Source organism: Streptomyces sp. TOM-9, assembly GCF_056858595.1.
On the sequence record NZ_JBXEQB010000001.1, the window covers coordinates 8,380,719 to 8,405,549 of the forward strand.

At 74.5% G+C, this 24,831-nt stretch carries 21 protein-coding genes; 6 read left to right on the forward strand and 15 right to left on the reverse strand.

Features of this window, described 5'->3' with window-relative positions:
* Positions 1-42: 42 nt before the first annotated feature.
* Positions 43-1,068 (forward strand): LysR family transcriptional regulator, encoded by a 1,026-nt coding sequence (locus AC1VWI_RS38605; protein WP_499515685.1) that lies wholly within the window; start codon positions 43-45, stop codon positions 1,066-1,068.
* On the opposite strand, the gene AC1VWI_RS38610 is transcribed toward AC1VWI_RS38605, so the two are convergent.
* Positions 953-2,014: an NAD(+)/NADH kinase gene (locus AC1VWI_RS38610; protein WP_499515686.1), complete on the reverse strand. Its 1,062-nt coding sequence runs from the start codon at positions 2,012-2,014 to the stop codon at positions 953-955. The genes AC1VWI_RS38605 and AC1VWI_RS38610 overlap by 116 nt on opposite strands.
* A gap of 164 nt (positions 2,015-2,178) precedes the next feature.
* On the opposite strand from AC1VWI_RS38610, the gene AC1VWI_RS38615 reads away from it, so the two are divergent.
* On the forward strand, positions 2,179-2,676 hold the full coding sequence (locus tag AC1VWI_RS38615) for a hypothetical protein (RefSeq protein WP_499515687.1): 498 nt from the start codon (positions 2,179-2,181) through the stop codon (positions 2,674-2,676).
* A gap of 276 nt (positions 2,677-2,952) precedes the next feature.
* Here the strand turns inward: AC1VWI_RS38615 and AC1VWI_RS38620 are convergent, their stop codons facing one another.
* A complete protein-coding gene (locus AC1VWI_RS38620) occupies positions 2,953-5,394 on the reverse strand; it encodes a SpoIIE family protein phosphatase (protein ID WP_499515688.1) in 2,442 nt (813 codons plus the stop codon).
* Between the two features lie 151 nt (positions 5,395-5,545).
* Entirely contained in the window at positions 5,546-7,624 is a 2,079-nt protein-coding gene (locus AC1VWI_RS38625; protein WP_499515689.1) for a SpoIIE family protein phosphatase, read from the reverse strand.
* A gap of 198 nt (positions 7,625-7,822) precedes the next feature.
* Here AC1VWI_RS38625 and AC1VWI_RS38630 point away from each other — a divergent pair, with 198 nt between their 5' ends.
* Positions 7,823-9,196 (forward strand): hypothetical protein, encoded by a 1,374-nt coding sequence (locus tag AC1VWI_RS38630; protein ID WP_499515690.1) that lies wholly within the window; start codon positions 7,823-7,825, stop codon positions 9,194-9,196.
* Between the two features lie 120 nt (positions 9,197-9,316).
* On the opposite strand, the gene AC1VWI_RS38635 is transcribed toward AC1VWI_RS38630, so the two are convergent.
* Positions 9,317-9,598 carry a helix-turn-helix domain-containing protein gene (locus AC1VWI_RS38635; RefSeq protein WP_499515691.1) on the reverse strand — a complete coding sequence of 94 codons (282 nt, stop codon included), beginning with the start codon at positions 9,596-9,598 and terminating at the stop codon, positions 9,317-9,319.
* A gap of 66 nt (positions 9,599-9,664) precedes the next feature.
* On the opposite strand from AC1VWI_RS38635, the gene map reads away from it, so the two are divergent.
* Positions 9,665-10,432, forward strand: coding sequence for a type I methionyl aminopeptidase (map, locus tag AC1VWI_RS38640; RefSeq protein WP_499515692.1), 768 nt, complete (start codon positions 9,665-9,667; stop codon positions 10,430-10,432).
* On the opposite strand, the gene AC1VWI_RS38645 is transcribed toward map, so the two are convergent.
* Complete coding sequence (locus tag AC1VWI_RS38645) at positions 10,419-11,333, reverse strand: helix-turn-helix domain-containing protein (RefSeq protein WP_499515693.1); 915 nt, start codon at positions 11,331-11,333, stop codon at positions 10,419-10,421. The two genes, map and AC1VWI_RS38645, sit on opposite strands and share 14 nt — an antisense overlap.
* A 96-nt stretch (positions 11,334-11,429) precedes the next feature.
* Here AC1VWI_RS38645 and AC1VWI_RS38650 point away from each other — a divergent pair, with 96 nt between their 5' ends.
* A complete protein-coding gene (locus AC1VWI_RS38650) occupies positions 11,430-12,938 on the forward strand; it encodes a dienelactone hydrolase family protein (protein WP_499515694.1) in 1,509 nt (502 codons plus the stop codon).
* Between the two features lie 2 nt (positions 12,939-12,940).
* Here AC1VWI_RS38650 and AC1VWI_RS38655 read toward each other — a convergent pair whose 3' ends face one another.
* The 9 genes from AC1VWI_RS38655 to AC1VWI_RS38695 form a co-directional block, all read right to left on the reverse strand.
* Positions 12,941-13,435 carry a universal stress protein gene (locus AC1VWI_RS38655; protein ID WP_499515695.1) on the reverse strand — a complete coding sequence of 165 codons (495 nt, stop codon included), beginning with the start codon at positions 13,433-13,435 and terminating at the stop codon, positions 12,941-12,943.
* A gap of 63 nt (positions 13,436-13,498) precedes the next feature.
* Positions 13,499-14,032 (reverse strand): hypothetical protein, encoded by a 534-nt coding sequence (locus tag AC1VWI_RS38660; RefSeq protein ID WP_499515696.1) that lies wholly within the window; start codon positions 14,030-14,032, stop codon positions 13,499-13,501.
* 98 nt (positions 14,033-14,130) lie between these two features.
* Entirely contained in the window at positions 14,131-16,074 is a 1,944-nt protein-coding gene (locus AC1VWI_RS38665; protein ID WP_499515697.1) for an APC family permease, read from the reverse strand.
* A 165-nt stretch (positions 16,075-16,239) separates the two neighbouring features.
* A complete protein-coding gene (locus AC1VWI_RS38670; protein ID WP_499515698.1) occupies positions 16,240-17,307 on the reverse strand; it encodes a zinc-dependent alcohol dehydrogenase family protein in 1,068 nt (355 codons plus the stop codon).
* A gap of 87 nt (positions 17,308-17,394) precedes the next feature.
* Entirely contained in the window at positions 17,395-18,051 is a 657-nt protein-coding gene (locus AC1VWI_RS38675) for a CBS domain-containing protein (protein WP_499515699.1), read from the reverse strand.
* A gap of 84 nt (positions 18,052-18,135) precedes the next feature.
* The gene (locus AC1VWI_RS38680; RefSeq protein ID WP_499515700.1) at positions 18,136-19,077 is read right to left on the reverse strand and encodes a GerMN domain-containing protein; all 942 of its coding nucleotides are present in this window, start codon (positions 19,075-19,077) and stop codon (positions 18,136-18,138) included.
* Positions 19,078-19,146: 69 nt separating this feature from the next.
* Entirely contained in the window at positions 19,147-19,899 is a 753-nt protein-coding gene (locus AC1VWI_RS38685; protein ID WP_499515701.1) for a class I SAM-dependent methyltransferase, read from the reverse strand.
* A gap of 427 nt (positions 19,900-20,326) precedes the next feature.
* Complete coding sequence (gene ppk2 / locus AC1VWI_RS38690) at positions 20,327-21,136, reverse strand: polyphosphate kinase 2 (RefSeq protein WP_499515702.1); 810 nt, start codon at positions 21,134-21,136, stop codon at positions 20,327-20,329.
* A 66-nt stretch (positions 21,137-21,202) separates the two neighbouring features.
* A complete protein-coding gene (locus AC1VWI_RS38695) occupies positions 21,203-22,000 on the reverse strand; it encodes a hypothetical protein (protein WP_499515703.1) in 798 nt (265 codons plus the stop codon).
* 407 nt (positions 22,001-22,407) lie between these two features.
* On the opposite strand from AC1VWI_RS38695, the gene AC1VWI_RS38700 reads away from it, so the two are divergent.
* Positions 22,408-23,379 carry an aldo/keto reductase gene (locus tag AC1VWI_RS38700; RefSeq protein WP_499515704.1) on the forward strand — a complete coding sequence of 324 codons (972 nt, stop codon included), beginning with the start codon at positions 22,408-22,410 and terminating at the stop codon, positions 23,377-23,379.
* Positions 23,380-23,430: 51 nt separating this feature from the next.
* On the opposite strand, the gene AC1VWI_RS38705 is transcribed toward AC1VWI_RS38700, so the two are convergent.
* Positions 23,431-24,801: an FAD-binding oxidoreductase gene (locus AC1VWI_RS38705; protein WP_499515705.1), complete on the reverse strand. Its 1,371-nt coding sequence runs from the start codon at positions 24,799-24,801 to the stop codon at positions 23,431-23,433.
* Positions 24,802-24,831: the final 30 nt, after the last annotated feature.

Sequence of the window (24,831 nt, forward strand, 5' to 3'; positions counted from 1 at the left end):
ACCGGTAGGGAGCACTTCCGGATGGGCTCATAGACTGGGCTTATGCCCCTGCCCGAGCGCGTGAGCGACCTGGCGGCGTACGACCTGCTGCTGTCGGTCGCTAGCCTCGGCAGCGTCGGTGCCGCCGCGCGGGCCCACGGCGTCAGCCAGCCGGCCGCGAGCTCCCGCCTCCGGCACCTCGAACGCCGGCTCGGTCTGCAGCTGCTGGAACGGTCACCGCGCGGTTCGCGGCTCACCGAGCACGGCGCGCTCGTCGCTGACTGGGCGCGCACCGCCGTCGACGCCGCCGCCTCGCTGGACGCCGGGGTCACCTCGCTGCGCGGCACCGCGGAGAGCCGTCTGCGGGTGGCGGCGAGCATGACGGTGGCCGAGTACCTCCTGCCGCAGTGGCTGCTCATCCTGCGGGCGGGCGCCCCGCGCACCACGGTCGCGCTGACCGCGGGCAACTCCGAGGACGTGGCCGCGGCCGTCCTGGCCGGCGAGGTGCACCTCGGATTCGTCGAGGGCCCGGACGTCCCGCGCGGGCTGGTCGCCCAGCCGGTCGCGCACGACGAGCTGACCGTCGTCGTCGCCCCCTCCCACCGCTGGGCGCGCCGCCGGTCCGGCATCGGCGCCGCCGAACTCGCCGCGACACCCCTGGTCAGCCGTGAACGAGGCTCCGGCACGCGCCGCTACCTCGAGCACGCCCTGGCCGAGGGGACGGGTCTCGCGCTCACCGATCCGCTCCTCGAACTCCCCTCCACCACCGCCATCAAGACCGCCGTCGCCGACGGCCTCGCCCCGGCCGTCCTCAGCTCCCTCGCCCTCACCGCGGAACTCGCGAGCGGCAGCGTCGTCGCCGTCCCCGTGGCCGGACTCGACCTGACGCGGACGCTGCGCGTGGTGCGCGCCCGCGGGTGCGACCTGACCGGGCCGGCGCGTGAGCTGGCGGGGATCGCCCGGCAGGGCGCGGTCAGTGCCCGTCAAGGGGTGGGAAGCGCAGGTTCCGCAGGTCGGGCGGGACGGGGGACTTCGGCCGGTACAGCGGCGGGACCTCCCCGTCGGCGGCCGCGGCCGGGGCGTCACTGAGCCGGAAGCGGTCGCGCACCCGCCCGTAGAAGTCGGTCGGGCCCAGCCGGATCAGCCGCAGCCGGTGCCGGGCCTTGTACACCCCGACCCAGTCACCCGGATCGAGGACGCCCCTCAGCTGGCCGTCGATGCTGACCGCGACCCGGCCGGAGCGGGTCAGCACGCGGACCCCCAGGACCTCGTCCGGGGCCGCCACCAGGGTCCGGTCGAAGGCCATGTGCGGCGCGACGGGGGTGAACACGATCGCGTCCATGTGCGGGGAGACCACCGGGCCCCCCGCGGCGAAGCTGTACGCGGTGGAACCCGTCGGGGTGGCCACGACGACCGCGTCCGCGGAGTAGGACGCGAACAGACGGCCCGCCAGGTACACCGCGAGACTGGCCTGCCGGTCCCGGGCGAGCTTCTCGAAGACCACGTCGTTGACGGCGTTGACGGCCATCGGCACGCCCCAGCCCACGTCCTCGGGGTCGCCGGGCCGCACCCGCGGCGGCGGCAGCGCGGGGCCGCGCCCGTACCGCAGCAGGGACTCGATGCCCTCGGGGATCTCCAGCGGCCGGGACGCCCGCAGGGTGAGCGTCATGCGGTCCTCGACGGTCGCCCGGCCCTCGTGCACGCAGTCGAGCGCCCGCTCCACGTCCTCGGTGCACACCTCGGTGAGGAAGCCGACCCGCCCCAGGTCCACGCCCAGCACGGCCGCCCCGCACGCGGCGGCCACCCGCGCGCCGCGCAGGAAGGTCCCGTCGCCGCCGAGGGTCACGATCAGGTCCGGGTAGCCGGCCGTGGCCGCCTCCTCCTGACCGCTGTGCCGGGGCCGGTCCTTGCGCCACACGTCGATCTCCACCGCGGGGACCCCGTGCCGCGCGCACCAGCGGTCGACCGCCGCGGCGGCCTCGCTCGCGTCCTCGCGCGCACCGTGCACGACCATCCCGATCCGGCCCACTGGCATCACGGCCTCCCCGGCGGCGTCCGCTCCGGTGTCATGCCCCCATGGTCCGCCTCCCCGGAGCGCGCGTCGCGTCGGGACACCGCCGTCCCGCCGCCCCGCCGCCGTGCGGCGGCACCCTGGGCGGAGTACCGTTCCGCTGTTCCACAGCTGCAGGGAGGACGAACGTGGAGACCAAGCCCGAGCCGGGTGTCCTCACCCAGGTGGCGGATCTGATCGGCCGTACGCCCGTCGGGCAGCGCGGAGCGCTGTGGCGGCTCGGCGCGGACCGCCGCCAGCTCGACGCCAACGTCATCCGCCTTCCGGCGGGCACCGAGGTCCGGCCGCACGTCGAGGCCGAGCTGGACGTCCTGCTGTACGTCGTCGACGGCGGCGGGTACCTGTCGGGCGACGACGGCGGACGCCAGACGACCCTGGCGCCCGGCGCCCTCGCCTGGCTGCCCCGCGGCTCCTGCCGCGCGCTGTCCGCAGGCGCCGTGGGGCTGACCTACCTCACGGTGCACGCCCGCCGCCCCGGCCTCACCATCGCCGGCCTCGCCCCCGCTCGTGACGCGGGCGAAGCGGCCTGCCTGCTGCACCGCGTCTGCGCGGACTGCGGCCGCCTGGCCGGCGAGAGCGACGCCCTGTACTGCTCCCGCTGCGGCACCGCACTGCCGCCCCGCTGAGCCCTGCGCGGGGCGGCCCGGCGGGGGCGGTCGTCCGCTGCTGTTCGCCGCCGGTCGGCACCTGCCGTGCGGCCCATGACCCGGCCGCCGAGCGGGGCAGCAGGTAGCGTGAGGTCTGCTGCCGGACACAGCCGGCCCCGCTGGGCGCGTCGTCGTACGGGCGGAGACCGACGGCCGGGCCTGCACCGCCTTCGGGTCGTCGGCCACCGAGACGCCGTGCGGGACCAGCGCCGGTGGGGACGCCGGGCAGGTGCGGTGCCCGCCTGCCGTACCCGCTCAGAAGGCGGCCTGCAGGGGCTGCTCGGCCCAGATCGTCTTGCCCTCGCGCGTGTAGCGGGCGCCCCAGCGTTCGCTGAGCTGCGCGACCAGGAAGAGCCCGCGCCCGCCCTCGTCCGTCGTCCGCGCCCTGCGCAGGTGCGGGGAGGTGCTGCTGGTGTCGGAGACCTCGCAGATGAGGTGGCTGTCGCGGATCAGCCGCAGCGTGATGGGCCCGCCCGCGTAGCGGTACGCGTTGGTGACCAGCTCGCTGACGATCAGTTCGGTCACGAAGGCCGCCTCCTCCAGCTCCCACGTGGCGAGCTGGGACTCCACCAGCGTGCGGGCCCGTCCGGCGGCCGTGGCGTCCGGCGGGAGGTCCCAGGTGGCGACCTGTTCCGGCGCGAGGACGCGGGTCCGGGCGACGAGGAGGGCCACGTCGTCGGCGGCCTCGGTGGAGCGGCGTGCCTTGAGGAGGGTGTCCTCGACGGCGCTGCAGGTCTCCTCCAGGGAGCCGGACGGCGCCGTGAGCGCCCCGCACAGCATCGCGAGGCTGTCGTCGAGGTCGCGGCAGCGGGTGCACAGCAGGCCGTCGGTGTAGAGCGCCAGGATGCTGCCCTCGGCCAGTTCGATCTCGGCGGTCTCGAAGGGGAGGCCGCCGAGGCCCAGCGGCGGGCCCGGGGGGATGTTGACCAGGCTCGCCCGTCCCTCCGGGGTGACGACCACGGGGGGCGGATGGCCGGCCCGGGCGAGCGAGCAGCGCCGGGAGACCGGGTCGTAGACGGCGTAGAGGCAGGTCGCGCCGACGACCGGTGGGGCGTTCTCGTGGCTCTCGCGCTGTTCCGAGGCGAGCCGGTCCACGAGGTCGTCGAGGTGCGACAGCACCTCGTCCGGGGTGGGGTCCAGGTGGGCCAGGGTGTGCACGGCGGTGCGCAGCCGGCCCATGGTGGCCGCCGCGTGCAGACCGCGGCCGACGACGTCGCCCACCACCAGGGCGATGCGGAGCCCGGAGAGCGGGATGACGTCGAACCAGTCGCCCCCGACCCCGGTGGCGGTGTTGGCGGGCAGGTAGCGGTGGGCCACCTCGGCGGCGGGGTGCCGGGGCACGTCACCGGGGAGCAGGCTGTGCTGGAGGGTGAGGGCCGCCTGGTGCTGCTGGGTGTAGCGGCGGGCGTTGTCGATGCTCAGGGCCGCGCGGGCGGCGAACTCCTCGGCGAGGGTGAGGTCGTCGGCCTCGAAGGGCTCGCGGCCGCGGGTCCGCCAGAGGCTGATCAGTCCGAGCACGAGCCCGCGGGCGAGCAGCGGCACCACCATCAGGGAGTGCGCGCCGACCTCGCGGGCGGCCCTGGCCCGCACGGGGTCCTCGTCGAGCCAGGCGAGGGCCCGGCGCATGTCCGACTCGAAGACCGGGCGGCCCTCGGCCAGCGACCGCGCCTGCGTCGACCCCGGGGGGATGCGGATGGTGTGTCCCACCGGGTACATGATCTTCTGGGTGTCCGGGAAGACCGACTGGACCGCCGCGCGGCAGACCGTACGGAACGAGTCCTGGGCGGGCTCGTCACCCTGGGGCACGGCCTCCAGCAGGTCGACGGAGGCGCTGTCGGCCAGCCCGGGCACGGCCACCTCGGCCAGTTCGCGGGCGGTGCGGCCGACGTCCAGCGTGGTGCCGATCCGCGCCCCGGCCTCGCTGAGCAGGGCCAGCCTGCGGCGGGCCCGGTAGCGCTCCGTGACGTCCTCGACGGTCTGGGTCACCCCGAGGACGTGCCCGTTGTCGTCCTGCATCCGGAACGCCGAGACGGACACGTACAGTTCGCGCTGCGGGTCGCGGCGCAGCCGGCAGGGCTGCTCGGAGAAGATCGAGGACCGGCCCGTCTCGAGCACCCGCCGCAACTGGTGGTCCACGGCGTCGGCGTCCGGCCCGAAGAGGAAGTCCCCCGTGCGCAGGCCCTGGTGCTTCTCCGTGGGGACCCCGCTGAACTTGGTGATCGCCCGGTTCACCCGCAGGAAGGTCAGGTCGGGGGCGTAGACCGCGAGCCCGATGGGGGAGCGGCGGAACAACCCCTCCAGCACCCACCGGTCCGTCTCCCACCGGACGACCTCGGCGGCGGGCGCCGCGACCACGTACCACTCGCGGCGCCGGTCCTCCCGCGCGATGGCGCGGACCCGGCAGCCGACCTCCACCCGCCGTCCGTCCCGGTGCAGCAGGGGTACGACCCCGAACCAGCCGCCCGCCCGGACGCAGGCCGCGGTGGCGGTCAGGACCAGCTCCAGGTCGCCGGGGTGGAGCAGGAGTTCGGGAGCCGACCGGCCCAGGACGTCCTGGGCCCGGTGGCCGAGCAGCGTCTCGGCGCGGGTGCTCCACCCCACCACGGACGCGTGGTCGTCCAGCACCACCGAGGCCGCGGCGTGCACCGAGAACGGGTCCTCCGGTGACTCGCTGAACGTCTTGGCCGGGTTGTCCATCGCTATCACCGTCGCACGTGCGGGAGAAGCGGGCGAGCTGCGTCACCTGGGGTGGTTCTCCGCCGGGGCGGGAGGGACGCCCATGGGGGCGTGGTTCCAGTATCGGCCCGCACGGCCGGTCCCGCGTGGCCCGCAGGGCGCCGGCGCCCGCTCAGTGCGCAGGCTCATGGCCGGTGGCGGGGTGGAGCGGCCGGGCCAGCAGGATCGCCACGTCGTCCTGCGCGCCGTGGGGCAGGAGACGGGCGAGGACGCGGTCGCAGACCCGGGAGAGCGGCTCGCCGAGATCGCGCAGGGCGCGGGCGAGTTGGCGCATGCCCTGGTCGAGGTTGCGGTCGCGGGCCTCGATCAGGCCGTCGGTGTAGAGGACCAGCACACCGCCCGGCGGCAGGAGCACCCGTTCGGTCTGGAAGTCCCGGCGGCCCACGCCGAGGGGTGTTCCGCTCGGGCCGTCCAGGAAGGCGACCTCGTTCCCGATCCCGGCCACCGCAGGGGGCGGGTGCCCGGCGCGGGCGACCAGACAGCTGCCGTCGGCCGGGTCGTGGACGGCGTAGACGCAGGTCGCCATCTCGTTCTCGCCGACGTCGGCGACGGCCGCGTCCAGTGAGCGGAGCAGCTCGGCCGGGGGGATGTCGTGGCGGGCCAGGGTGCGCACCGTCGTCCGCAGTTGCCCCATGACGGCCGCCGCGTGCACCCCGTGGCCCATGACGTCCCCGATGACCAGGGCGGTCCTGTCGCCGGGCAGCGCGATGACGTCGAACCAGTCGCCGCCCACCTCGTGGTCGCTCGCGGGCAGGTACCGGCCGGCCAGTTCCAGCCCGGGCACCGTGGGCAGCGCGGTGTTGGCGAGGCTGCGCTGCAGGGTGAGGGCGGCGCGGCGCTGGGCGGAGTACATCCGCGCGTTGTCGATGCCGAGGGCCGCGCGGGCGGCGAGTTCGTCGATGAGCAGGTCGTCCTGGTCGTCGAAGGGCTCGCGCCTGCGGGAGCGGGTGACCATCATGATGCCCAGCACCGTGCCGCGGGCCACCAGCGGGACCATGCGGGCGGAGCCGAGGGTGCGCAGGTAGCCCCGCAGCCGCTCGTACTCCGGGCCGGGCACCAGCCGGGGTATGTCGGCCCTGGTGAGCCGCATCGGCCGTCCCTCCACCATGACCTGCTCGTACGCGGACGCGCGGGGGACCTGGTGCGTCATGCCGACGGCCAGGTCCTCGGCGGGCGCCGCCGGATCGGCGAAGGAGACCGCCAGCCGGCGCACCATGCCGTGGGCGGAGGCGGCGGCCTCGTCCGGGTCGAGGACCTCCTCCAGCAGGTGCACGTCGGCGGAGTCCGCCACCCGGGGCACGAGCACCTGCACCACCTCCTCCGCGGTCTGCCGCAGGTCGAGCGTGGTGCCGATGCGGGTGCCGGCCTCGGCGAGCAGGGCGAGCCGCTGCCGTCCGCGGGTGGCCTGGAGCTGGGCCCGCTCCTCGCGGCTGATGTCGATCAGGGTGGCGATCACGCCCAGGCGGCGGCCGCCGCCGCCGAGGAGCGGGGAGAAGGAGCACGACCACACCCGCTCGTTGAGGGGGTCGCCGCCCGTGCGTCCGACGCCCCGGAAGTCCACCACCGGCTCGCCGCGGGCGAGCACCTGGCGCATCACGGTCTCCAGCGCCATGGTGTTGAGCCCGGGGACGACCTCGCTCACCCGCCTGCCGATGTGCTGGGCGGCGGGGACCCCGTTCATACGGGCCAGCGCCTCGTTGACCCGTACGTAGCGCAGGTCCGGCCCGAGCATGGCCAGCCCGATGGGGGACTGCGTGAACAGGCCCTCCAGCGCCGCCAGCGAGTCCCGCATGCGCAGCACCGCGGAGGTCTCGGCGGCGATGCCCATCAGCCCGGTGCGCCCCTGCGGGTCGGCGGTGGGGCAGATCCACATCTCCATCGTCACCAGGTGGCCGTCGCGGTGGCGTACGGGGAGCGTGCCCACGACCGCCTCGCCCGACAGCACCCTGCGCGTCAGCTCGTCGGCCAGGTCCCAGTTCGCCACGGGGACCAGCAGGGGTGTGGCGCTGCGGCCGAGCACCTCCTGCGCGGTGTGCCCGAAGAGTTCCTGCGCGGCCAGCGACCACTGGGAGATGCGCCCCTCGGAGTCGATCCGCCACATCGCGAGGGGGAGCAGGTCACGGAACACCCCTGCCTGCCCCACCGCCGTCTGGGGCTGACCGACATCCTTCGCCGACTGCTGTATGTCCACCGCGACGACCCATCCCCGGGAACGAGGCGTTCTCATCCGGTCGAGCACCGCCGGTCATCACCTTGTGGGGTAAACCGGCCAATGTCGCTTATTGTCGGGCAATCCTGACAAAACAGCCTAACGGAGAAGCGGGGCACCGCCCCGGGGAGCCGGCTCCCGCAGCGCCGCGCCCGCCCGATCTGGGTTAGCGTCGTAACCATGGGGACCGTCCGGCGGATCCTCCGCCTCGTGCCGGTACTCGCCGTGATCCTCGGCGTGCTCTGCCTCGTCGCCGCGACGGGCTCCGGGGCGCGCGCCGCGGGCGGGCTCGACACGGCCGCGGCGGCCCTGCGCGACGGCGGTCCCGTGTACGTCGATCCCCGGGCGCGGGACGTGCTGTCGCCCGGCGAGGCGGACACCCTCGCAGGGCGCATCGAGAAGGCCGACCGGCCGGTCTTCGTCGCCGTCCTCCCCGACACCGCGGAGTTCCCCGCCGCCACGGTGCTGAAGGACCTGCGGACCAAGGTCGGCATCACCGGTGTGTACGCCGTCGCCCTCGGCGACCGCTTCGACGCCGGGGCGGACCCCGCCGTGATGCCGCGCAACGCCGTCGAGAACCTGGCCGGGGCCGTACGGCGCTCCGACCCCGGCGATCCCGCGGCGATGGTCACCGGCTTCGTGGACCAGGCACTGCCGCAGGCGCGCGGCCACGCCCCGGCGTCCTGGAGCGACGACTCCGTCGGCGTCGGCGCGGGCAGCGGCGGCGCCGGGCTCCTCGTCGCGCTCGGCGTCCTGGTCGTCGCCGGGGGCGGCGGTGCCGTCCTGCTGTCGCGACGCGCCAAGCGGCGCCGCGAGGAGCAGGACAGGGCCGGGCTCGACGAGCTGCGCCCGGTGGTGGACGAGGACATCACCGCCTTCGGCGAGGAGCTGAGCCGGATCGGCTTCGACCCGGGCGGCGCGACGGCCGACGACGCCATGCGCGAGGACTACACGCGCGCCCTGGACGCCTACGACACCGCGAAGACCGCGATGGACCGGGCGCGTTCCGCGGAGGACGTGCAGCCGGTCAGCAGCGCCCTGGAGGAGGGGCGCTTCGCGCTCGCCACCCTGGATGCGCGCATCGAGGGCAGGCCGCTGCCCGAGCGCCGCCCGCCGTGCTTCTTCGACCCCCGGCACGGCCCCTCGGTCCAGGACGTGCCGTGGACCCCCGAGGGCGGCGGGGCCGAGCGGACCGTTCCGGTGTGCGCGGCCGACGCCGCCCGGCTCGCGGACGGCCTGGATCCCATGGCCCGCCAGGTCGGCACGCCTCGCGGCCCCCGCCCGTACTGGGAGGCGGGCCCGGCCTACGCCCCCTGGGCCCAGGGCTACTTCGGCGGCGGGATGCTGCCGGGGATCCTCGTCGGGACGCTGCTCGGCAGTTCGCTCGGCGGCCCGGGCCCGTACGCCTACGGCGACTACGGGGGCTACGGCGGTGCCGCGCCGGACCAGCAGGGCGGCGACTACTCGGGCGCGGACTTCGACCCCGGGGACTTCGGTGGGGGTTTTGGTGACGGTGGGGGCTTTGGTGACGGCGGGGGGTTCGGGAGCAGCTGAGTCCGGTCGTCGTGTGCGGGTGCGCTGCGCCTGCGGCGGGCGGGGGATGCCCGCCGCAGGCGCAAACAACCCGCACACGACAACGAACCGCACGCGGCGACACGGGCAGCCCGGCGCAGCCTACGCGGACAGGGCGGCGGCGCCGCCCGCCGCGTCGGCCTCGAGGACGCAGGCCGAGGCGAGCTCGTCCAGGGAGATGTCCAGGGCCGCGGCGAGGGCGGCCACGGTGAAGAAGGCGGGGGTCGGGGCGCGGCCGGTCTCGATCTTGCGCAGGGTCTCGGCGGAGACGCCCGCCGCCGCCGCGACCTCGACCATGCTGCGGTCGCCGCGGGCCCGGCGCAGCAGCGTGCCGAAGCGCTCGCCGCGCTGCCGTTCCCAGGGGGTCAAAGGAGTTCGCACCATGCCCGTGATACTAATACCGGTATAAGAATTGGGTGCACCCAGGGAACGGAACGAGGAGCCACGGACATGGTGGAGATCAAGTCGGATGCCGCGCTGGCGGCCATGCGGGAGGCAGGCCGCGTCGTGGCGCACGCGCTCGCCGCCGCCCGTGAGGCGGCGCGCGTCGGCGTGTCGCTGCGGGAACTGGACGAGGCGGCCCGGGCCGTCCTGGACGCGGCGGGCGCGCGGTCGCCGTTCCTCGGCTACCGGCCGTCGTTCGCGCCCACGCCCTTCCCCGCGGTGCTCTGCACCTCCGTCAACGACGCGCTCGTGCACGGCATCCCCACCGACTACCGGCTGCGGGACGGCGACCTGGTGAGCGTCGACTGCGGCGCCGAACTGGACGGCTGGACCGGCGACGCCGCGATCAGCTTCACCGTGGGTACGCCCCGCCCCGCGGACCTGCGGCTCATCGAGGCCACCCGGCGGGCGCTCGACGCGGGGATCGCCGCGGCCACCGTCGGCAACCGCATCGGCGACATCTCGCACGCCATCGGCACCGTCGCCCGCGAGGCCCGGTGCGGCATGCCCGCGGACTTCGGCGGCCACGGCATCGGCCGCCGGATGCACGAGGACCCCCATGTGCCCAACCAGGGCCGCCCCGGCCGTGGTTACCCGCTGAAGCACGGGCTGGCCCTCGCCATCGAGCCGATGCTGATGGCTGGGGGGCGCGGCGGCTACCGCACGGCCTCCGACGGCTGGACGCTGCACACCGAGGACGGCAGCCGGGCCGCCCACTTCGAGCACACCGTCGCCGTCACGGAGGAGGGCCCGCGCATCCTCACCGCGCCGTGACCTGGTCCTCCAGCGCGGAGCGCAGCCAGGTGTGGGAGGCGCCCGGGGTCGGCTGTCCGGGGCCCCGCAGCTCGGCCACGAGCTGCCAGTAGCGGTCGATGCGGGGCTCCACGGCCAGCATGCCGCTCAGCCGGCGGCGGAAGTGGGGGGTGTCCCGCGCGCCGAACGACCGCGCGTGGGCGGTGACGAAGCAGTCGAGCGCCTCGCCCGCGCCCGGAGCGCGTCCGGCCAGGACGTCCGGCGCGGCCAGTTCGTAGGCCTCGTAGAGCCCCTCGTACAGGACGGCCGGACGGGGGCCCGCGTCGGGCCGGTGCGCCGCGAGCCGGCGCACGGCGCCGGGCGGGCAGGAGGCCGAGGTGAAGGCGTGCAGCCGGGCGAAGGCCAGCACCTGCGCCGGGCTCGGCTCGTCGGGCGGTTGCGGCACGGCGAGTTCGACGACCCGGGCCAGCACCGGGGCGGGCAGCCGTGCGGGCTGCAGCCAGCGGCGCCAGAAGCGGGCCATCGGGTCCGTGTTCGGCGGTACGGGGACGGCTCCGACCAGCTCCAGCCGCTCGGCGCGTTCCTCGGCGGTGCAGTCCCGCAGCAGTCGCAGGGCGGCCTCCCGCCAGCGCAGCGCGGCCAGTTGGGAACCGAGGGTCCGCAAGTGGCCCGCGACGACGTCCTCCAGGGCGTCCTCCCGCTCCAGGGCCCGCCCCACGTCCGGCACCGGCAGGTCCAGGGCGCGCAGGGAGCGGATCAGGCGCAGCCGGGTGAGCGCCTCGGGGGCGTAGCGGCGGTGGCCGCCCGCGCTGCGGCCGGACTCGGGCAGCAGTCCGCGGTCCGAGTAGAAACGGACGGTCTTGACCGAGACGCCGGCCCGCTCGGCGAGCTCCCCGATGCTCAACGTGCTGTCGGCTTCCACCGCTTGAACCTCCCTCAGGGGGAGCTCCTACCGTACCGGCGAGCGCGGACGGCCGGGACGGCCGCTCCGCGGACCACCGCGTGCGGGGAGGCACACATGACCGTGTTCGTACTCGTTCCCGAGGCCCACACGGGCGGCTGGGTGTGGGAGGACGTCGCCGGCCGGCTGCGCGGGGCGGGCGCGGGAGCCCACCCGGTGACCCTCACCGGCATGGCCGGCTCCGGCCGCCCGGCCGGGCCGGGCACCGTACTGGAGACCCACGTCGAGGACGTCCTGCGGGTCGTCGACTCCCTGGACGCGACGGACGTGGTGCTCGTCGGCCACGGCTACGGCATCCACCCGGTGGTCGCCGCCGCAGACCGGCGGTCCGGCCGCATCGGCCGCGTCGTCCACCTGGACGCGGGCATGCCCCGGGACGGCGACCCGCCGCTGGCGCTCGTGCCCGACCAGGAACTGCGCGCCCGCCTCCCGGCCCCGGCCGCCCCGGGCGACGGCGAGTGGCGCGTCGCCCCGCCCGCGCCCGGGGCGTGGGAGCGCTGGGGCAGCACGGCCGGCGTGCCCGCCGCGGCGCTGGCCCGGCTCGCCGCCGAAGCCGCACCCCAGCCCGCCGGGACGCTCACCCGGCCGCTGCGCCTGTCGGGGGCGGCCGCCGCCCTGCCGACGACCGGTGTCCTGTGCACCGGCAACGGTTCGAGCATCGCCATGGTGGAGGGGCTGGTGGGCCTGGGGCACCCCGAATTCCAGGCGCTCACGGACCCCCGCGTCGGCTTCTTCGAACTCGCCACCGGCCACTGGCCGATGCTCTCCGCACCCGGCGAACTCGCCGGCGTCCTGCTGAAGGCAGCCGCCGGGGAGGGCCACCGGATCGCCGCGGCGGATGAACCACCGGCGCACCTGCGGCCGTTCCTCCTCGACGTGCCCGAACGGGCCCGTGAGCGCCACGGACGGACCGACCTGTACTTCCCGGACGGCGGTGGCGGACCCCGCCCGGCCGTGGTCTTCGTGCACGGCGGCCCGGTGCCGGCCGGCGCGCGGCCCACCCCGCGCGACTGGCCTGCCTTCGTCGGGTACGGCCGCCTCGCGGCGGCTTTCGGAGCGGTCGGCGTGACCGTCGACCACCGGCTGCACGAACTCGGCGACTTCCCGCGCGCCGCCGCCGACCTCGCCGAGGCGGTGGAACTCGTCCGCGCCGATCCGCGGGTCGACGCCGGCCGGGTCGCGCTGTGGTTCTTCTCCGCCGGCGGGCTGCTGTCCGCGGACTGGCTGGCGGCGCCCCCGCCGTGGCTGCGCTGCGTCGCGGCCACCTACCCCGTCCTCGCGCCGCTGCCCAACTGGGGCCTGGCCGCCTCCCGTTTCCGGCCCGCGGCGGCGCTGCACGGCGCGGGCTCGCCGCCGGTCGTCCTGACCCGGGTGGGACGGGAGCGGCCGGAGATCGCGGTGACCGTCGAGGAGTTCCTCTCCGCGGCCAAGGACGCCGGGGCGGACGTGGAGGTCGTCGACGTCCCCGACGGCGGCCACGGCTTCGAGACGACCGACCACGGGGCGGAGGCGCGCGGCGCCGTCGAGCGTGCGATGCGCACCGTCCTCGGGCACCTGCGGGGCTGAGCTCAGACCCCGGCGTGCAGCCGGGACGGCGGTACGGCCAGCACCGGGCAGGCCGCGTGCGCGACGCAGTAGCGGGCGACCGAACCGCGCAGCGCACGCGGCAGCAGGCCGCGCGACCCCGTGCCGACGACCAGCAGGTCCTCGCTGCGCGCGGCCGCCTTCACCAGCACGTACCTGGCGGGCCCGCGCGCGGTCACGGCGCGGAAGTCCGGCATCCCGGGCAGGTCGCCGGCGCCGAAGGCCTCCTCCAGCGCGACGTTCAGGCGCTGCCGCGCTTCCTGCTCCCAGTCGAAGGGCCGCGGCGGAAGCGGCACCCGGCGGTACGTGAACTCCTCGGGGGGCGGCTCCCACGCCAGGACCGCCAGCAGTCCTGCGGACCGGGACCGGGCCTCCGCGACCGCCCGGTGCAGCGCGGCCAGACTGCCGGGGGAACCGCTCAGGCCGACGACCACCCGCCGGCCCCCGCCCGCTGTGCCCCCGTACGGCGACTCGATCACGGACTGCCTCATTTCTCGACGTACGACGAACGACCACGCGACCGGCTGCACCGAAGCGACCAGTCAGCCCATCCCGGACGCATCGAGCACCGCTCGTGCCGTGCTGCCGTCGATCCGCTCGCCGAGCCGCCCGAGCACCTCGGCCCCCTCGCGGAGCGTGCCGGCGGTACGGGAGCGCCGTGCGCCCGCCTCCAGCCGGTGCCACAGCAGCGGATTGGCCTCCAGGACGCGGGGATCCAGCTCCAGCCACCGTCCGTGGGCGTCCCACAGGACCAGATGCCGTGACACACCGGCGGACTGGCGGACCACGGTCAGCGCGTCGGTCCGCACCCGCCGCTCCCGCAGCGTGCCGCGCACCGCCAGCCAGCCGTCGCCCGCGGTCACCCGGGCCGGGTGGAGCAGCGCGAGCACGATCACGGCCAGTGCCAGCCACAGTGCCGCGCGCCGCGGGGTGAGCGTTCCCGCTACCGCGTCGAGCGGCACCGCCAGGCACAGGAAGGCGACCGCGCACCCCAGCGCGCGCCGCAGGTCGGCGCGCCAATGGCGGTCACCGACGGTGCCCTGCTGCCCGGGCCGGGAAGCCGTTCGCCGTTCCATGGGGCCGACCGTAGGCAAGGCGGCGGCCCGCCGGGCGCGGCCCTGACGGCCCCTTGACGAGCGCCGGTCCGGTCTTTGCGCGCCCCTGACGGACGGGCTCAGCCGACGTGGACGCGGGGCCTGCGGCTGCGGTCGGGCTCGGCCTCGCGCAGCACCTCGCGGGTGACCGGGGCGACCTCGCCCTGGCCGAAGAGGAAGAAGCGCAGGAAGTTGGCGAAGGGGGTGCCCTCGGTCCACTCGAAGTAGATGTGCGGACGCTGCCCGGTGGTGTCGCGGACGTGCAGCAGGAAGGCCGCCAGTGCGTTGGGGATGGAGGAGCTCTCCAGGGTCAGGACGCGGTAGCGGTCGTGGAGGACCTCGCCGCGGACCACCAGGCCCGCCTCGAACTCGGACGGGTCGGCGACGGTCACCTCGACGAAGACGAAGTCCTCCTCGGCCGGCAGGTCGTTGTCGGACCGGATCTGCTTGATCTTGTCCCGGTACTCGGCGGCGTCCCGCCGGTCGGGCTCGTTGGCGATGAAGCGGATCGTGCGGTGGGAGATGTCCCGTACGAAGCGCTCGGCCATGTCGTCGGTGCTGATGCCGGTGATGCGCAGCTCGAAGGCGCGGGCGAGCCGCGACAGCAGGGAGATCAGCATGATGCCGACGATGAAGCAGGCACCGATCTTGACGCCGTCCGGGCGCTCGAAGACGTTGACGACCGTGGTGTAGAGGAAGACGGCCGAGATCACCCCGAAGGCGATCGTCCAGTTGCGCTGCCCCGCCTTGCGGGCGGCGATGGTCACCGCGATCGCCGCGGAGGAGATGAGCACCAGGACACCGGTCGCGTACGCGCCGCCCTGGGCGTCGACGTTGGCGTCGAAGATCCAGGTGACCAGGAACGCGACCAGGGTGAAGACCAGGACCATCGGCCGCACCGCGCGCGCCCAGTGCGGCGCCATGCCGTAGCGCGGCAGGTAGCGCGGCATGAGGTTGAGGAGGCCGGCCATCGCCGAGGCTCCGGCGAACCACAGGATGCAGATGGTCGACACGTCGTAGACGGTGCCGAAGGCGTTGCCCAGGTACTCGTGCGCGAGGTAGGCCAGCGCGCGGCCGTTGGCCTGGCCGCCGGCCTCGAACTCGTCGGTGGGGATCAGCAGCGTGGTGATGAAGCTGGTGGTGATCAGGAAGCAGCTCATGATCACGGCGGCCGTGGTCAGCAGCTTCTTCGTGTCCCGGATCCGCCCGGCGGGACGCTCCTCGGTGTCGGAGGCGTCGCCCTTGACGTGCGGCATCACCGCCACACCGGTCTCGAAGCCGGACAGGCCCAGCGCCAGCTTGGGGAAGACCAGCAGCGCCACCCCGACCATCACCAGGACGTTGCCGTGCTGCGTGGTCAGGGCGTTCGACCAGTCGGTGACCACGTGCCCGGCGGTGGCCACGTGCCACAGGCCGACGACCACGACGACCACGTTGAGCGCCAGGTAGAGGCCCACGAGGGCGACCGCGACGCCGATCGCCTCCAGGAAGCCCTTCATGAAGACCGCGCCGAGCAGCGCGACCAGCAGCAGCGTGATGAGCATCTGCTTCCCGTGCAGCGCCTCCGTCAGGTGCGGGTTCTCCACCAGGTGGGTGGAGGCGTCGGCCGCGGACAGGGTGATGGTGATCAGGAAGTCCGTCGCCGCGAAGCCCAGCAGCGTCAGGACGAAGAGCTTGCCCTTCCAGAACGACAGCAGCCGCTCCAGCATGGCGATCGAGCCCTCGCCGCGGGGGCTCTCCTCGGCCACCCGGCGGTACACGGGCAGGGCGCCGGCCAGCGTGACGATCACCAGCACGATGGTGGCCACCGGCGACAGCAGGCCCGCCGCCAGCGCCGCGATGCCGGGCTGGTAGCCGAGGGTGGAGAAGTAGTCGACACCCGTCAGGCACATCACCCGCCACCAGCGCTGGCCGTGGTCATGCCGTTCCGGGGCCGCCTGCCCGCCCTGCTGGTGCCGGGCCATGTCCGACAGGCCCTCGAGCATCCACGCGCGAAGCCGACTCGTAGGGACGGGGGAGGTCATCGATGCTCCTGACGTGCTGCCACTGGTTCCCGCCACCACGAGATGGCCTGGTCAGCGTACGCATCGGTCGGCGCCCGATTCCCCGTACGGCCGCTTCGCGCCGTTAAGATTCCGTCAAGAGTGGGGGTTACGTCCCTGACGCGCCCTTTACGCCCGCCGGCCCGGTCAGAACATGGGCACGAGGACGTCATGGTGCGGTCCGCCCAGGACGACCTTGAGCGCTCCGGTGTCGGCCGCCGACGCGAAGACGTCGTAGGCCTCCGCCGTCTCGTGCAGTTCGAAGGTGTGCGTGACGAACGCACCGGTGGGCAGCTTCCGCGCCTCCAGCAGGCGCAGCAGGGTGGGCGTGGAGTACGTGTCGACCAGGCCCGTGGTGATGGTGACGTTGCGGTTCCACAGCTGCTCCAGGTGGAGCGTGACCGGTCGGCCGTGCACCCCCGCATTCGCCACCCGGCCGCCGGGCCGGACCATCCGCGTGCACATCTCGAAGGTCTCCGGCAGCCCCACGGCCTCGATCACCACGTCCGCGCCGAGCCCTCCGGTGAGGTCGTCGACCAGCTGCTCGGGCTGCTCGCCCGCCGTCACCACGGCGTCCGCGCCCAGGTTCTTCGCCGCCTGCAGGCGGGCCGCGGCCAGGTCGACGGCGATCACCGTGTGCGGGGAGCACAGCTGGGCCGTCGCGACGGCGGCCAGGCCGATCGGACCGCAGCCGACCACGACGACCGTGTCCCCGGGCCGGACCCCGCCGTTGAGGACGCCCACCTCGTAGGCGGTGGGGAAGATGTCGGAGAGCAGGACGGCGTCGTGCCCGCCCACGTTGTGCGGCAGCGGGTGGAGGGAGGTGTCGGCGTACGGCACGCGCACGTACTCCGCCTGCGTGCCGTCGATCAGGTGCCCGAGCACCCAGCCGCCGCCGTCCAGGCACTGCCCGTAGGCCTGCTCGCGGCAGAACCGGCAGCGTCCGCACCCGGAGACGCAACTGACCAGTACCCGGTCGCCGGGCTGGAGGGCGTCCACCTCCGCGCCGGTCTCGACGACCTCGCCCACGGCCTCGTGGCCGAGCACCGTACCGGGAGCGACGTCCGGCACGTCGCCCTTGAGGATGTGCAGGTCGGTGCCGCAGATCGCGGCGGTGTCGACGCGGACGATGGCGTCCCTCGCGTCCTGGAGGACCGGGTCGGCCACCTCCTGCCAGGCGGCCCGTCCCGGACCCTGGAAGACCCATGCCTTCATGGCGTTCCGCTCCTTCGGGCTGAGGTGTGTCCCCCTACCAGCGTGGGCGCGGCGGGCGGCCCTCGCATCCGGCGCCGGGACCGCCCGTCACACCCGGTTCGGCGTCAGATCGAAGCGCACGTCGACGACGCCCTCGACGGACCGCACCAGGCGGTCCGCCACCGGTACCAGGGAGCGGTCCCCGAGCAGCCCGCTCAGGGTGACGACCCCTTCCTCGACGTCGACCTCGACGGACCGCCACGCGCCGGGGAACAGCCGTGCGACCACGTTCTCCCGGACGTCGCGGGCGATGTCCTCGTCGGACCGCAGGAAGACCTTCAGCAGGTCGCCCCGGCTGACCACGCCCTTGAGCATGCCCCGGGCGTCGACGACCGGCAGCCGCTTGACCTGGTGCCGTGCCATGGCGCGGGCCGCCTGGGCGAGCGAGGCGTCGCCGCGCACGGTGACCGCGGGCGCGGTCATCAACTGCTCGGCGGTGAGCGCGGCCGCCTTGCCGGACCCGCGGGACCCGCCGGCCCCGCCCACCGGGGGCGGCTCGTCCACGCGGTGCTCCTCCTTGCGCAGCAGGTCGGCCTCGGAGACGACGCCCACCACGCGCGTCCCGTCCTCCACCACCGGTACCGCGCTGACGTGCCACTGCTCCAGGGCCCGCACGATCTCCTTGAACGACGCGCGGCGGGTGACCGCGACGACCCTGCACGTCATCACGTCGCCCACCGTCATCGGCTGCCGGACGGCGTTCATGGCGGCCTCCTGAACCCGGGACGCGTCCCCTGGTTCCAGTCTCGGCCGGTGCGGCGGCGTGCGCACGGTCCGGCCGGGACCCGCTCACCCCGCGAGGGTGAGCGGCACGGTGTCGAGGACGACCCGGCGGCCGTCCTCGGCGGACAGCACGTACGCCGTGAGGGTGCCCGGCCCACCGGCCGCGCGGTAGGGCACGGTCACGTCGAAGGTGCCCCGGGTGCCGCTGCCCGAGGTGGCCGCCACCCGTACGTCGGCGACCGTGCGGCCGGCGCCGTCGGAGATCCGCAGCCGGAACTCCGCCTCGAAGGTGTCGGCCGTGCCGTGGACGCGCAACGGGGCGGTGACGGTGTCGCCGAGGAGCGGTGACTCCACGAGGACGGCGGGCGAGAACTCCTCGAAGTCGGCGCGGCCGACGGGCGGGCCGGTGGCGACCGTGCCGAGTCCGGCCGGTGGCCCGCCGTCCACGCGCAAGCGCACCTTCTCCACGCCGGGGAACGCCGTCGCGGTGAACACCACCTGGGCGAGCCGGGCTTGCACGGGTGCGCCGGGGGCGTCGTCGTAGCGGCCCGAGAGGTCGACGGTGGCGACGCGGTCGCGTACGGCCAGCGACCGCAGCGCCGTCCCCGACGGGATCGCCGTCGTCCGGCCGTGACCGCGCTCGAAGCCGTTCGGGCCGGCGAGCAGGGCCCGCAGGGCCGCGGCGGCGGTCGCCGGGCCGGTGACCGTGCGCGGCGCAGCCGACAGCTTGCCCTCGTGCAGGAAGTAGACGGCCGCGTGGACCCGGCGGGGCGCCGCCGTGGTGGATGCTGAAGCCGACCCGGACGACGACGCCGACCCGGTCGGGTCCGGCGACCTGCCGCCCGGCGTGGCCGGCGCGGTGCCGGGTCCGCCGGATGCGGCGGTCCGGGAGGGAGCCCCGGAGGCATCCCGGCCGGAGCCGCCGCAGGCGGACAGCAGGGCGAGGGACACGAGCGCGGCGGCGAGCGCCCGCGCTGGGCGTGAGGCGGCGGGCCGGGCAGCGTCCATGTGGGTCCTCCCCTCCGGTATGCGCACAGAGTGCCCGCTCCCGCCCGCGTACGCCATCACCCGGGAGGGTCAGCCGCCGGGCACGACCTCTGCGGGGCGGCGGAAGAGCGCCGCCCAGAGGAAGTCCTCACCGAAGCACGCGGACTCCGCCGGCTCGCCGCGCATGCGGCGCAGATCGACCTCCGCCAGTGCGGAGAAGATCCGGCGCAGCGCCTCCGGGGTGTAGGCCAGGCCGCCGTGCAGCCGGGACTCGCGGTAGAAGTCCGCGTCGTCGAGCTCGGACCCCATGGCGCCGGCGGCGAAGCACGTCAGCGCCAGATGCCCGCCGGGCGCCAGGACCCCGTCCAGCAGCGCGAGGTAGCTGATGCGCCGGTGCGGCGGCAGATGGTGGAAGCAACCCGAGTCGTGGACCAGGTCGTACGGGCCGCGCAGAACCGTCCCGGCCAGGGCGAAGGCGTCACCGCGGTGGAAGCGCACGGCCGCGCCGGCCTCGCGGGCCCGCTCCTGCGCCCAGGCGATCGCGGCGGGGGAGAGGTCGACAGCGTCCACCGTGAACCCCCGTGCGGCCAGGTACCGCGCGTTGCGCCCCGGACCGCACCCGAGGTCGAGGACCCGGCCGCCCGGCGCGATCACGCCCCGGTCGAGCCACTCCACGAGGTTCTCGTCCGGCTTGTCCACGAAGAACGGCACCGGCCGGGACCGGTCCGCGTAGAACGCGTCCCACCAGTCGGCCGCCCCTTCCGTCCAGCGGTCGGCCCCCGCCGCGAACAGGTCGTCCAGGAGCCTCAGCACGTCCTCGACGTCACGGATACCACGGTCCATCAGATCCCCTTTCCCGATGGGGAGACGCTAGGCCGTGTCGTCAAAGGAGCGCCGGCCGCCCGGAGGGCGGGCCCAGCGGCGTCTGGTGCGGTGCATCGTAAGGCGGAGAGTCGTCCTCGTAGTGGGCTACTCGGACGATTCGACAACGCAGCGAGGTGCCGTGCCAGGCGCCGCTGGGCAGGCGGGACTTTGACGACACGGCCTAGGGCCCGCAGCCCCGGAAGCCCAGCTCAGCCCGGGTGCCCCGACCGCCCGTACGCCCGCCTCCCCCACCCCGGCACCACCCCCGGCCCGCCCTGTCCGCACCCCCTCCGCGGGTCCGCCCGCAACCCCTCCGGCGCCCGCCCCGGCCCCTTTCCCGGGCAGGCCGGGGACGGTTTCCCGACGGACTTCCCGGGCCGTGGGCACGAGGGCCCGAGTGGCGTGACTACCCCAAGGTCGCCGCGTGGTCCGGGACGTAGGTCTGCAGGTCGCGGGGCGGGCGCTGGTAGCCGGTCGACTCGGGGCGGGGCGGGAGTTCGATGGCGGGGAGGGGGACCTCCTCGTACGGGATGCCGGCGAGCAGGTGGGCGATCATGTTGATGCGGGCCGCGCGCTTGTCGTCGCTGCCCACGACGTACCAGGGGGCCTCGGGGATGTCGGTGTGCACGAACATCTCGTCCTTGGCGCGGGAGTACGCCTCCCAGCGGGTGATGGACTCCAGGTCCATCCCCGACAGCTTCCAGCGCCGGGTCGGGTCCTCCAGGCGGGTCCGGAAACGTTGCTCCTGCACGGCGTCGCTGACCGAGAACCAGTACTTGCGCAGGATGATGCCGTCCTCGATCAGCAGCCGTTCGAAGATCGGGCACTGGTGCAGGAAGCGCACGTGCTCCTCGGGGGTGCAGAAGCCCATCACGTGCTCCACACCGGCGCGGTTGTACCAGCTCCGGTCGAACAGCACGATCTCCCCGCCGGCCGGCAGATGGTCGACGTAGCGCTGGAAGTACCACTGGGTGCGCTCGCGTTCGGTCGGCGCGGGGAGCGCCGCGATGCGCGCGATGCGGGGGTTGAGATGTTCCGTCACCCGCTTGATCGTGCTGCCCTTGCCGGCCGCGTCGCGTCCCTCGAAGACGATGACGAGCCGGTGCCCGCCGGCCCGCACCCACTCCTGCAGCTTGACCAACTCGACCTGCAGCCGCAGCAGTTCCCGCTCGTACATGCCGCGCGGCAGGCGGTCCTGGCGCTTCTTGTCACCCATGCCCCGGTGCCCTCGCTTCCGTAGGACGCCCACGGTACGGGTCCCCGGGCGGGCCCCGGGGGAGGCTCAGCCGAGCGGGCCGGTGCCGCCCGGGGCGCCGGCGGCGTGACCGGGGGCGGTCGCCGGGAACGGGAGCCAGGGGCCGCGGGCGTGACCGCGGCCGTGGGCGTGCGGGTGCGGAACGGTGGCGAAGGGGGGCGGCAGTTCGGCGTCCGCGCGCTGCGGGGCGGTCCGGGGGGCGGCCGCCGCCGGGGGCTCGGCCGTTTCGGCGGCCGGGGACGCGGGGGCGTACGGGGTGTCCGTCGTGGGTGCCGCGGTCGGGGACGGGGTGGACGCCGGCGGCGTGGGGTCCGGCGTCTGCGTCGGGGGCGGCGTGGTCGGGGGCGGTGTGGGCGGAGGGGTGGGCGTCGCCGGCGGGGTGGCGGTGTGGCTGGGCTTCGGGGTCGGCGTGCTCGCGGGGGGCTTCGGCTGGGCCGGCTTGGTGTGGGCGGGCTTCGGCGTGGTCTTCACCGGCTTCGGCTTGGGCTTCTTGGCCTTGGCCTTCACCTCCGCCTTGGCCGGGGCCGACCCCTTCGAGGGCGTCGTGCCGGCGCCCTTCGTCCCCTTCGCCTCCGGTGCCGCGTCACGCCGGCCGCTGTCGGCGTCGACCAGGCCGTGCTCCGGCTGCTCGGACGCGCTCGGCAGGATCGAGGTCACGTGGACCTTGGACGAGCCGGACGAGCGGTCCGCCCCGGCGCCGTCCCCCGAGCCGGACTGCTGGAGTGCCCACGCGGTGCCGCCGAAAGCCGCGGCGGAGGCGACAGCCGCGGCGGACAGCTTGAGCCGCAGGGAACGCCCGCGGCGGTGCTTGGCCTGGTTGCGCATGTGAGACGAGGACCCTTTCAGCTAGCCCCCGCCCGGAATGCCGGCTGCCGCGCTGCGCGGCCGGGGCCGGATACGTCAGGACTCTGCGGGAGCATTCCCGCGGGCGCAAGGGCCTGACCTGCACAGTCGCCGGAAGCGGAGTGAGCGATTCCGGAAAGCCGCAGGTCATAGCCATGATGAACCGCGCAAATCGGGGCATGTGACATCGCCCACGTCGCTCATGGGACGGAAGTCCCGCAGTGGTGCACAGGTGGCTTTCCTTGCCCTGTCGGACATTGTGGACGGTTCCCACCGCTTCCCACCGCGCGTGGTGCCGGGGCCCGTCGACGCGAAGATCCACCGGCTTGCATACTCGGGAGCGGCCTTCGGCAACCGAAGCCACCACACCACCCCGCGGAGGCATGGACGTGGAGTACACGAAACTCGGCAGCACCGGTCTGGACGTATCCCGGATCTGCCTGGGCTGCATGAGCTACGGCACACCCGAGCGCGGCAGCCACCCGTGGACGCTGGACGAGGACGCCGCCCGACCCCTGATACGCGGCGCCGTCGAGGCCGGCATCACGTTCTTCGACACCGCCAACGTCTACTCCGACGGCACCAGTGAGGAGATCGTCGGCAGGGCCCTCGCCGAGTACGCGTCCCGCGAGGAGATCGTGCTGGCCACCAAGGTGAACGGCCGCATGCGCCCCGGCCCGAACGGGGCGGGCCTGTCGCGCAAGGCCGTGCTCACCGAGATCGACGCGAGCCTGCGCCGTCTCGGGACGGACTACGTGGACCTCTACATCATCCACCGCTGGGACCCGCACACCCCCGTCGAGGAGACGATGGAGGCCCTGCACGACGTGGTGAAGTCGGGCAAGGCGCGGTACATCGGCGCGTCCTCCATGTACGCCTGGCAGTTCTCCAAGGCCCAGTACACGGCGGAGCGCCACGGCTGGACGAAGTTCGTCAGCATGCAGAACCACTACAACCTCCTCCACCGCGAGGAGGAGCGCGAGATGCTGCCGCTCTGCGCGGACCAGGGCGTCGGCGTCACCCCCTGGAGCCCGCTCGCCCGGGGGCGGCTGACCCGTGACTGGGACGCCGTCAGCGCCCGGCAGGAGACCGATGAGTTCGGCGGCACCCTCTACCTCGAGGAGGACCGCGTGATCGTCGAGGCCGTCGCGGCCATCGCGGCACGGCGCGGACTGTCGCGGGCCCAGATCGCCCTGGCGTGGCTGCTGGGCAAGCCCGGGGTCACTGCGCCGATCGTGGGCGTCGGCAAGGAGGCGCACCTGCGGGACGCCGTCGCCGCGCTGGACGTGCGTCTCACCGAGGAGGAGCTGAAGGAACTGGAGAGCCCCTACCGGCCGCACGGCGTCGTGGGCTTCTCCTGAGCCGCCACCGTGCCGGGGCCGGGGCCGGCGTGGCAACGGCCCCGGCCGCCGTTACGGCGTGATGTTCTGGTTGAGGTGGAACAGGTTCCCGGGGTCGTACGTCCGCTTGACCTCGGCGAGCCGGTCGTAGTTGCCCTTGTAGTTGGCCCGGATCCGCCCCTGGTCGTCCCCGGCCATGAAGTTGACGTACCCGCCCTCCTCCGAGAGCGGCGCCAGGGCGCGGTAGTAGTCGCGCACCCAGGCCACGTTGGCCTCGTTGGCCGCGGGATCCGGCCACATGCCGGCGATCACGGTGGCGAAGGACGCGTCGCGGTAGGCGAAAGCGGTCGCGTCCGCGGGGACGCGGTGGCAGGCGCCGTCGATCGGGTAGATGTGCACGGTCGAGTTCACGGCGGGCAGGCCGGGCGCGTGCTCGAGGTGCGCGGCGATGGCCTCGTCGGTCAGCTCCGTGACGAAGTTGGCCTTCCAGTAGTGCTGGAGACCGGGCGGGACGAGGCCGTCGAAGGCGGTGTTGAGCGCCGGGTACGGCATCGGGCCGATGTGCTCGGCGACGACCGGCGCCATGTCGTGGAACGGCCGCAGCGCCCGCTCGCCCTCGTCGAGCGGTCCGGCCCAGCAGTTCACGGTGGCGACGTGGACCCTGCCGTGCCGCTCCGGCGGGATGAAGGGCAGGGGCGGGGCGATCTGGAACGCCGGGAAGCTGCCCAGCTGTTCGGGTGCGTCGGCGATGACCTCGCGGTAGGCGTGCAGCACGCTGCCGGCGTCCTGGAGGTCGTAGAAGACGGGGCCGCCGTAGATGTCCTTGACCGGGCTGAGCCGGAACTGGAACGAGGTGACCACGCCGAAGTTGCCGCCACCGCCGCGCAGCGCCCAGAACAGGTCGTCGTACTCCTTCTCGCTGGCGACGAGGAAGCGCCCGTCCGCGGTGACGACGTCCGCCGAGATCAGGTTGTCGCAGCTGAGTCCGAGGCCCCGGCTCAGATAGCCGATGCCGCCGCCGAGGGTGAGGCCGCCGACGCCGGTGGTGGAGATGATGCCGCCGGTGGTGGCCAGCCCGAAGGCGTACGTCGCGGCGTTGACGTCGCCCCAGGTGGCGCCGCCCTCCGCCCGGGCGGCGCGTGATCCGGGGTCGACGCGTACGGAGCGCATCGCGGAGAGGTCCGCCACGACTCCGTCGTCGCAGGTGCCGAAGCCCGGTACGGAGTGGCCGCCGCCGCGCACGGCCAGGTCGAGCCCGTTCTCCCGGGCGAAGTCCACCGCGGCGATGACGTCGCCGGCGTTGGCGCAGCGCACGATGACGGCCGGCCGCCGGTCGATCATCGCGTTGTGGACATGCCGGAACCTGTCGTAGGCGTCCTCGTCCGCGGTGATCACCGCCCCGCGCACGCGCTCCCGCAGATGGTCGATTGAGGGCTTGCCCATGGCCGACGCTCCTCGTGCGCTGACGACGCA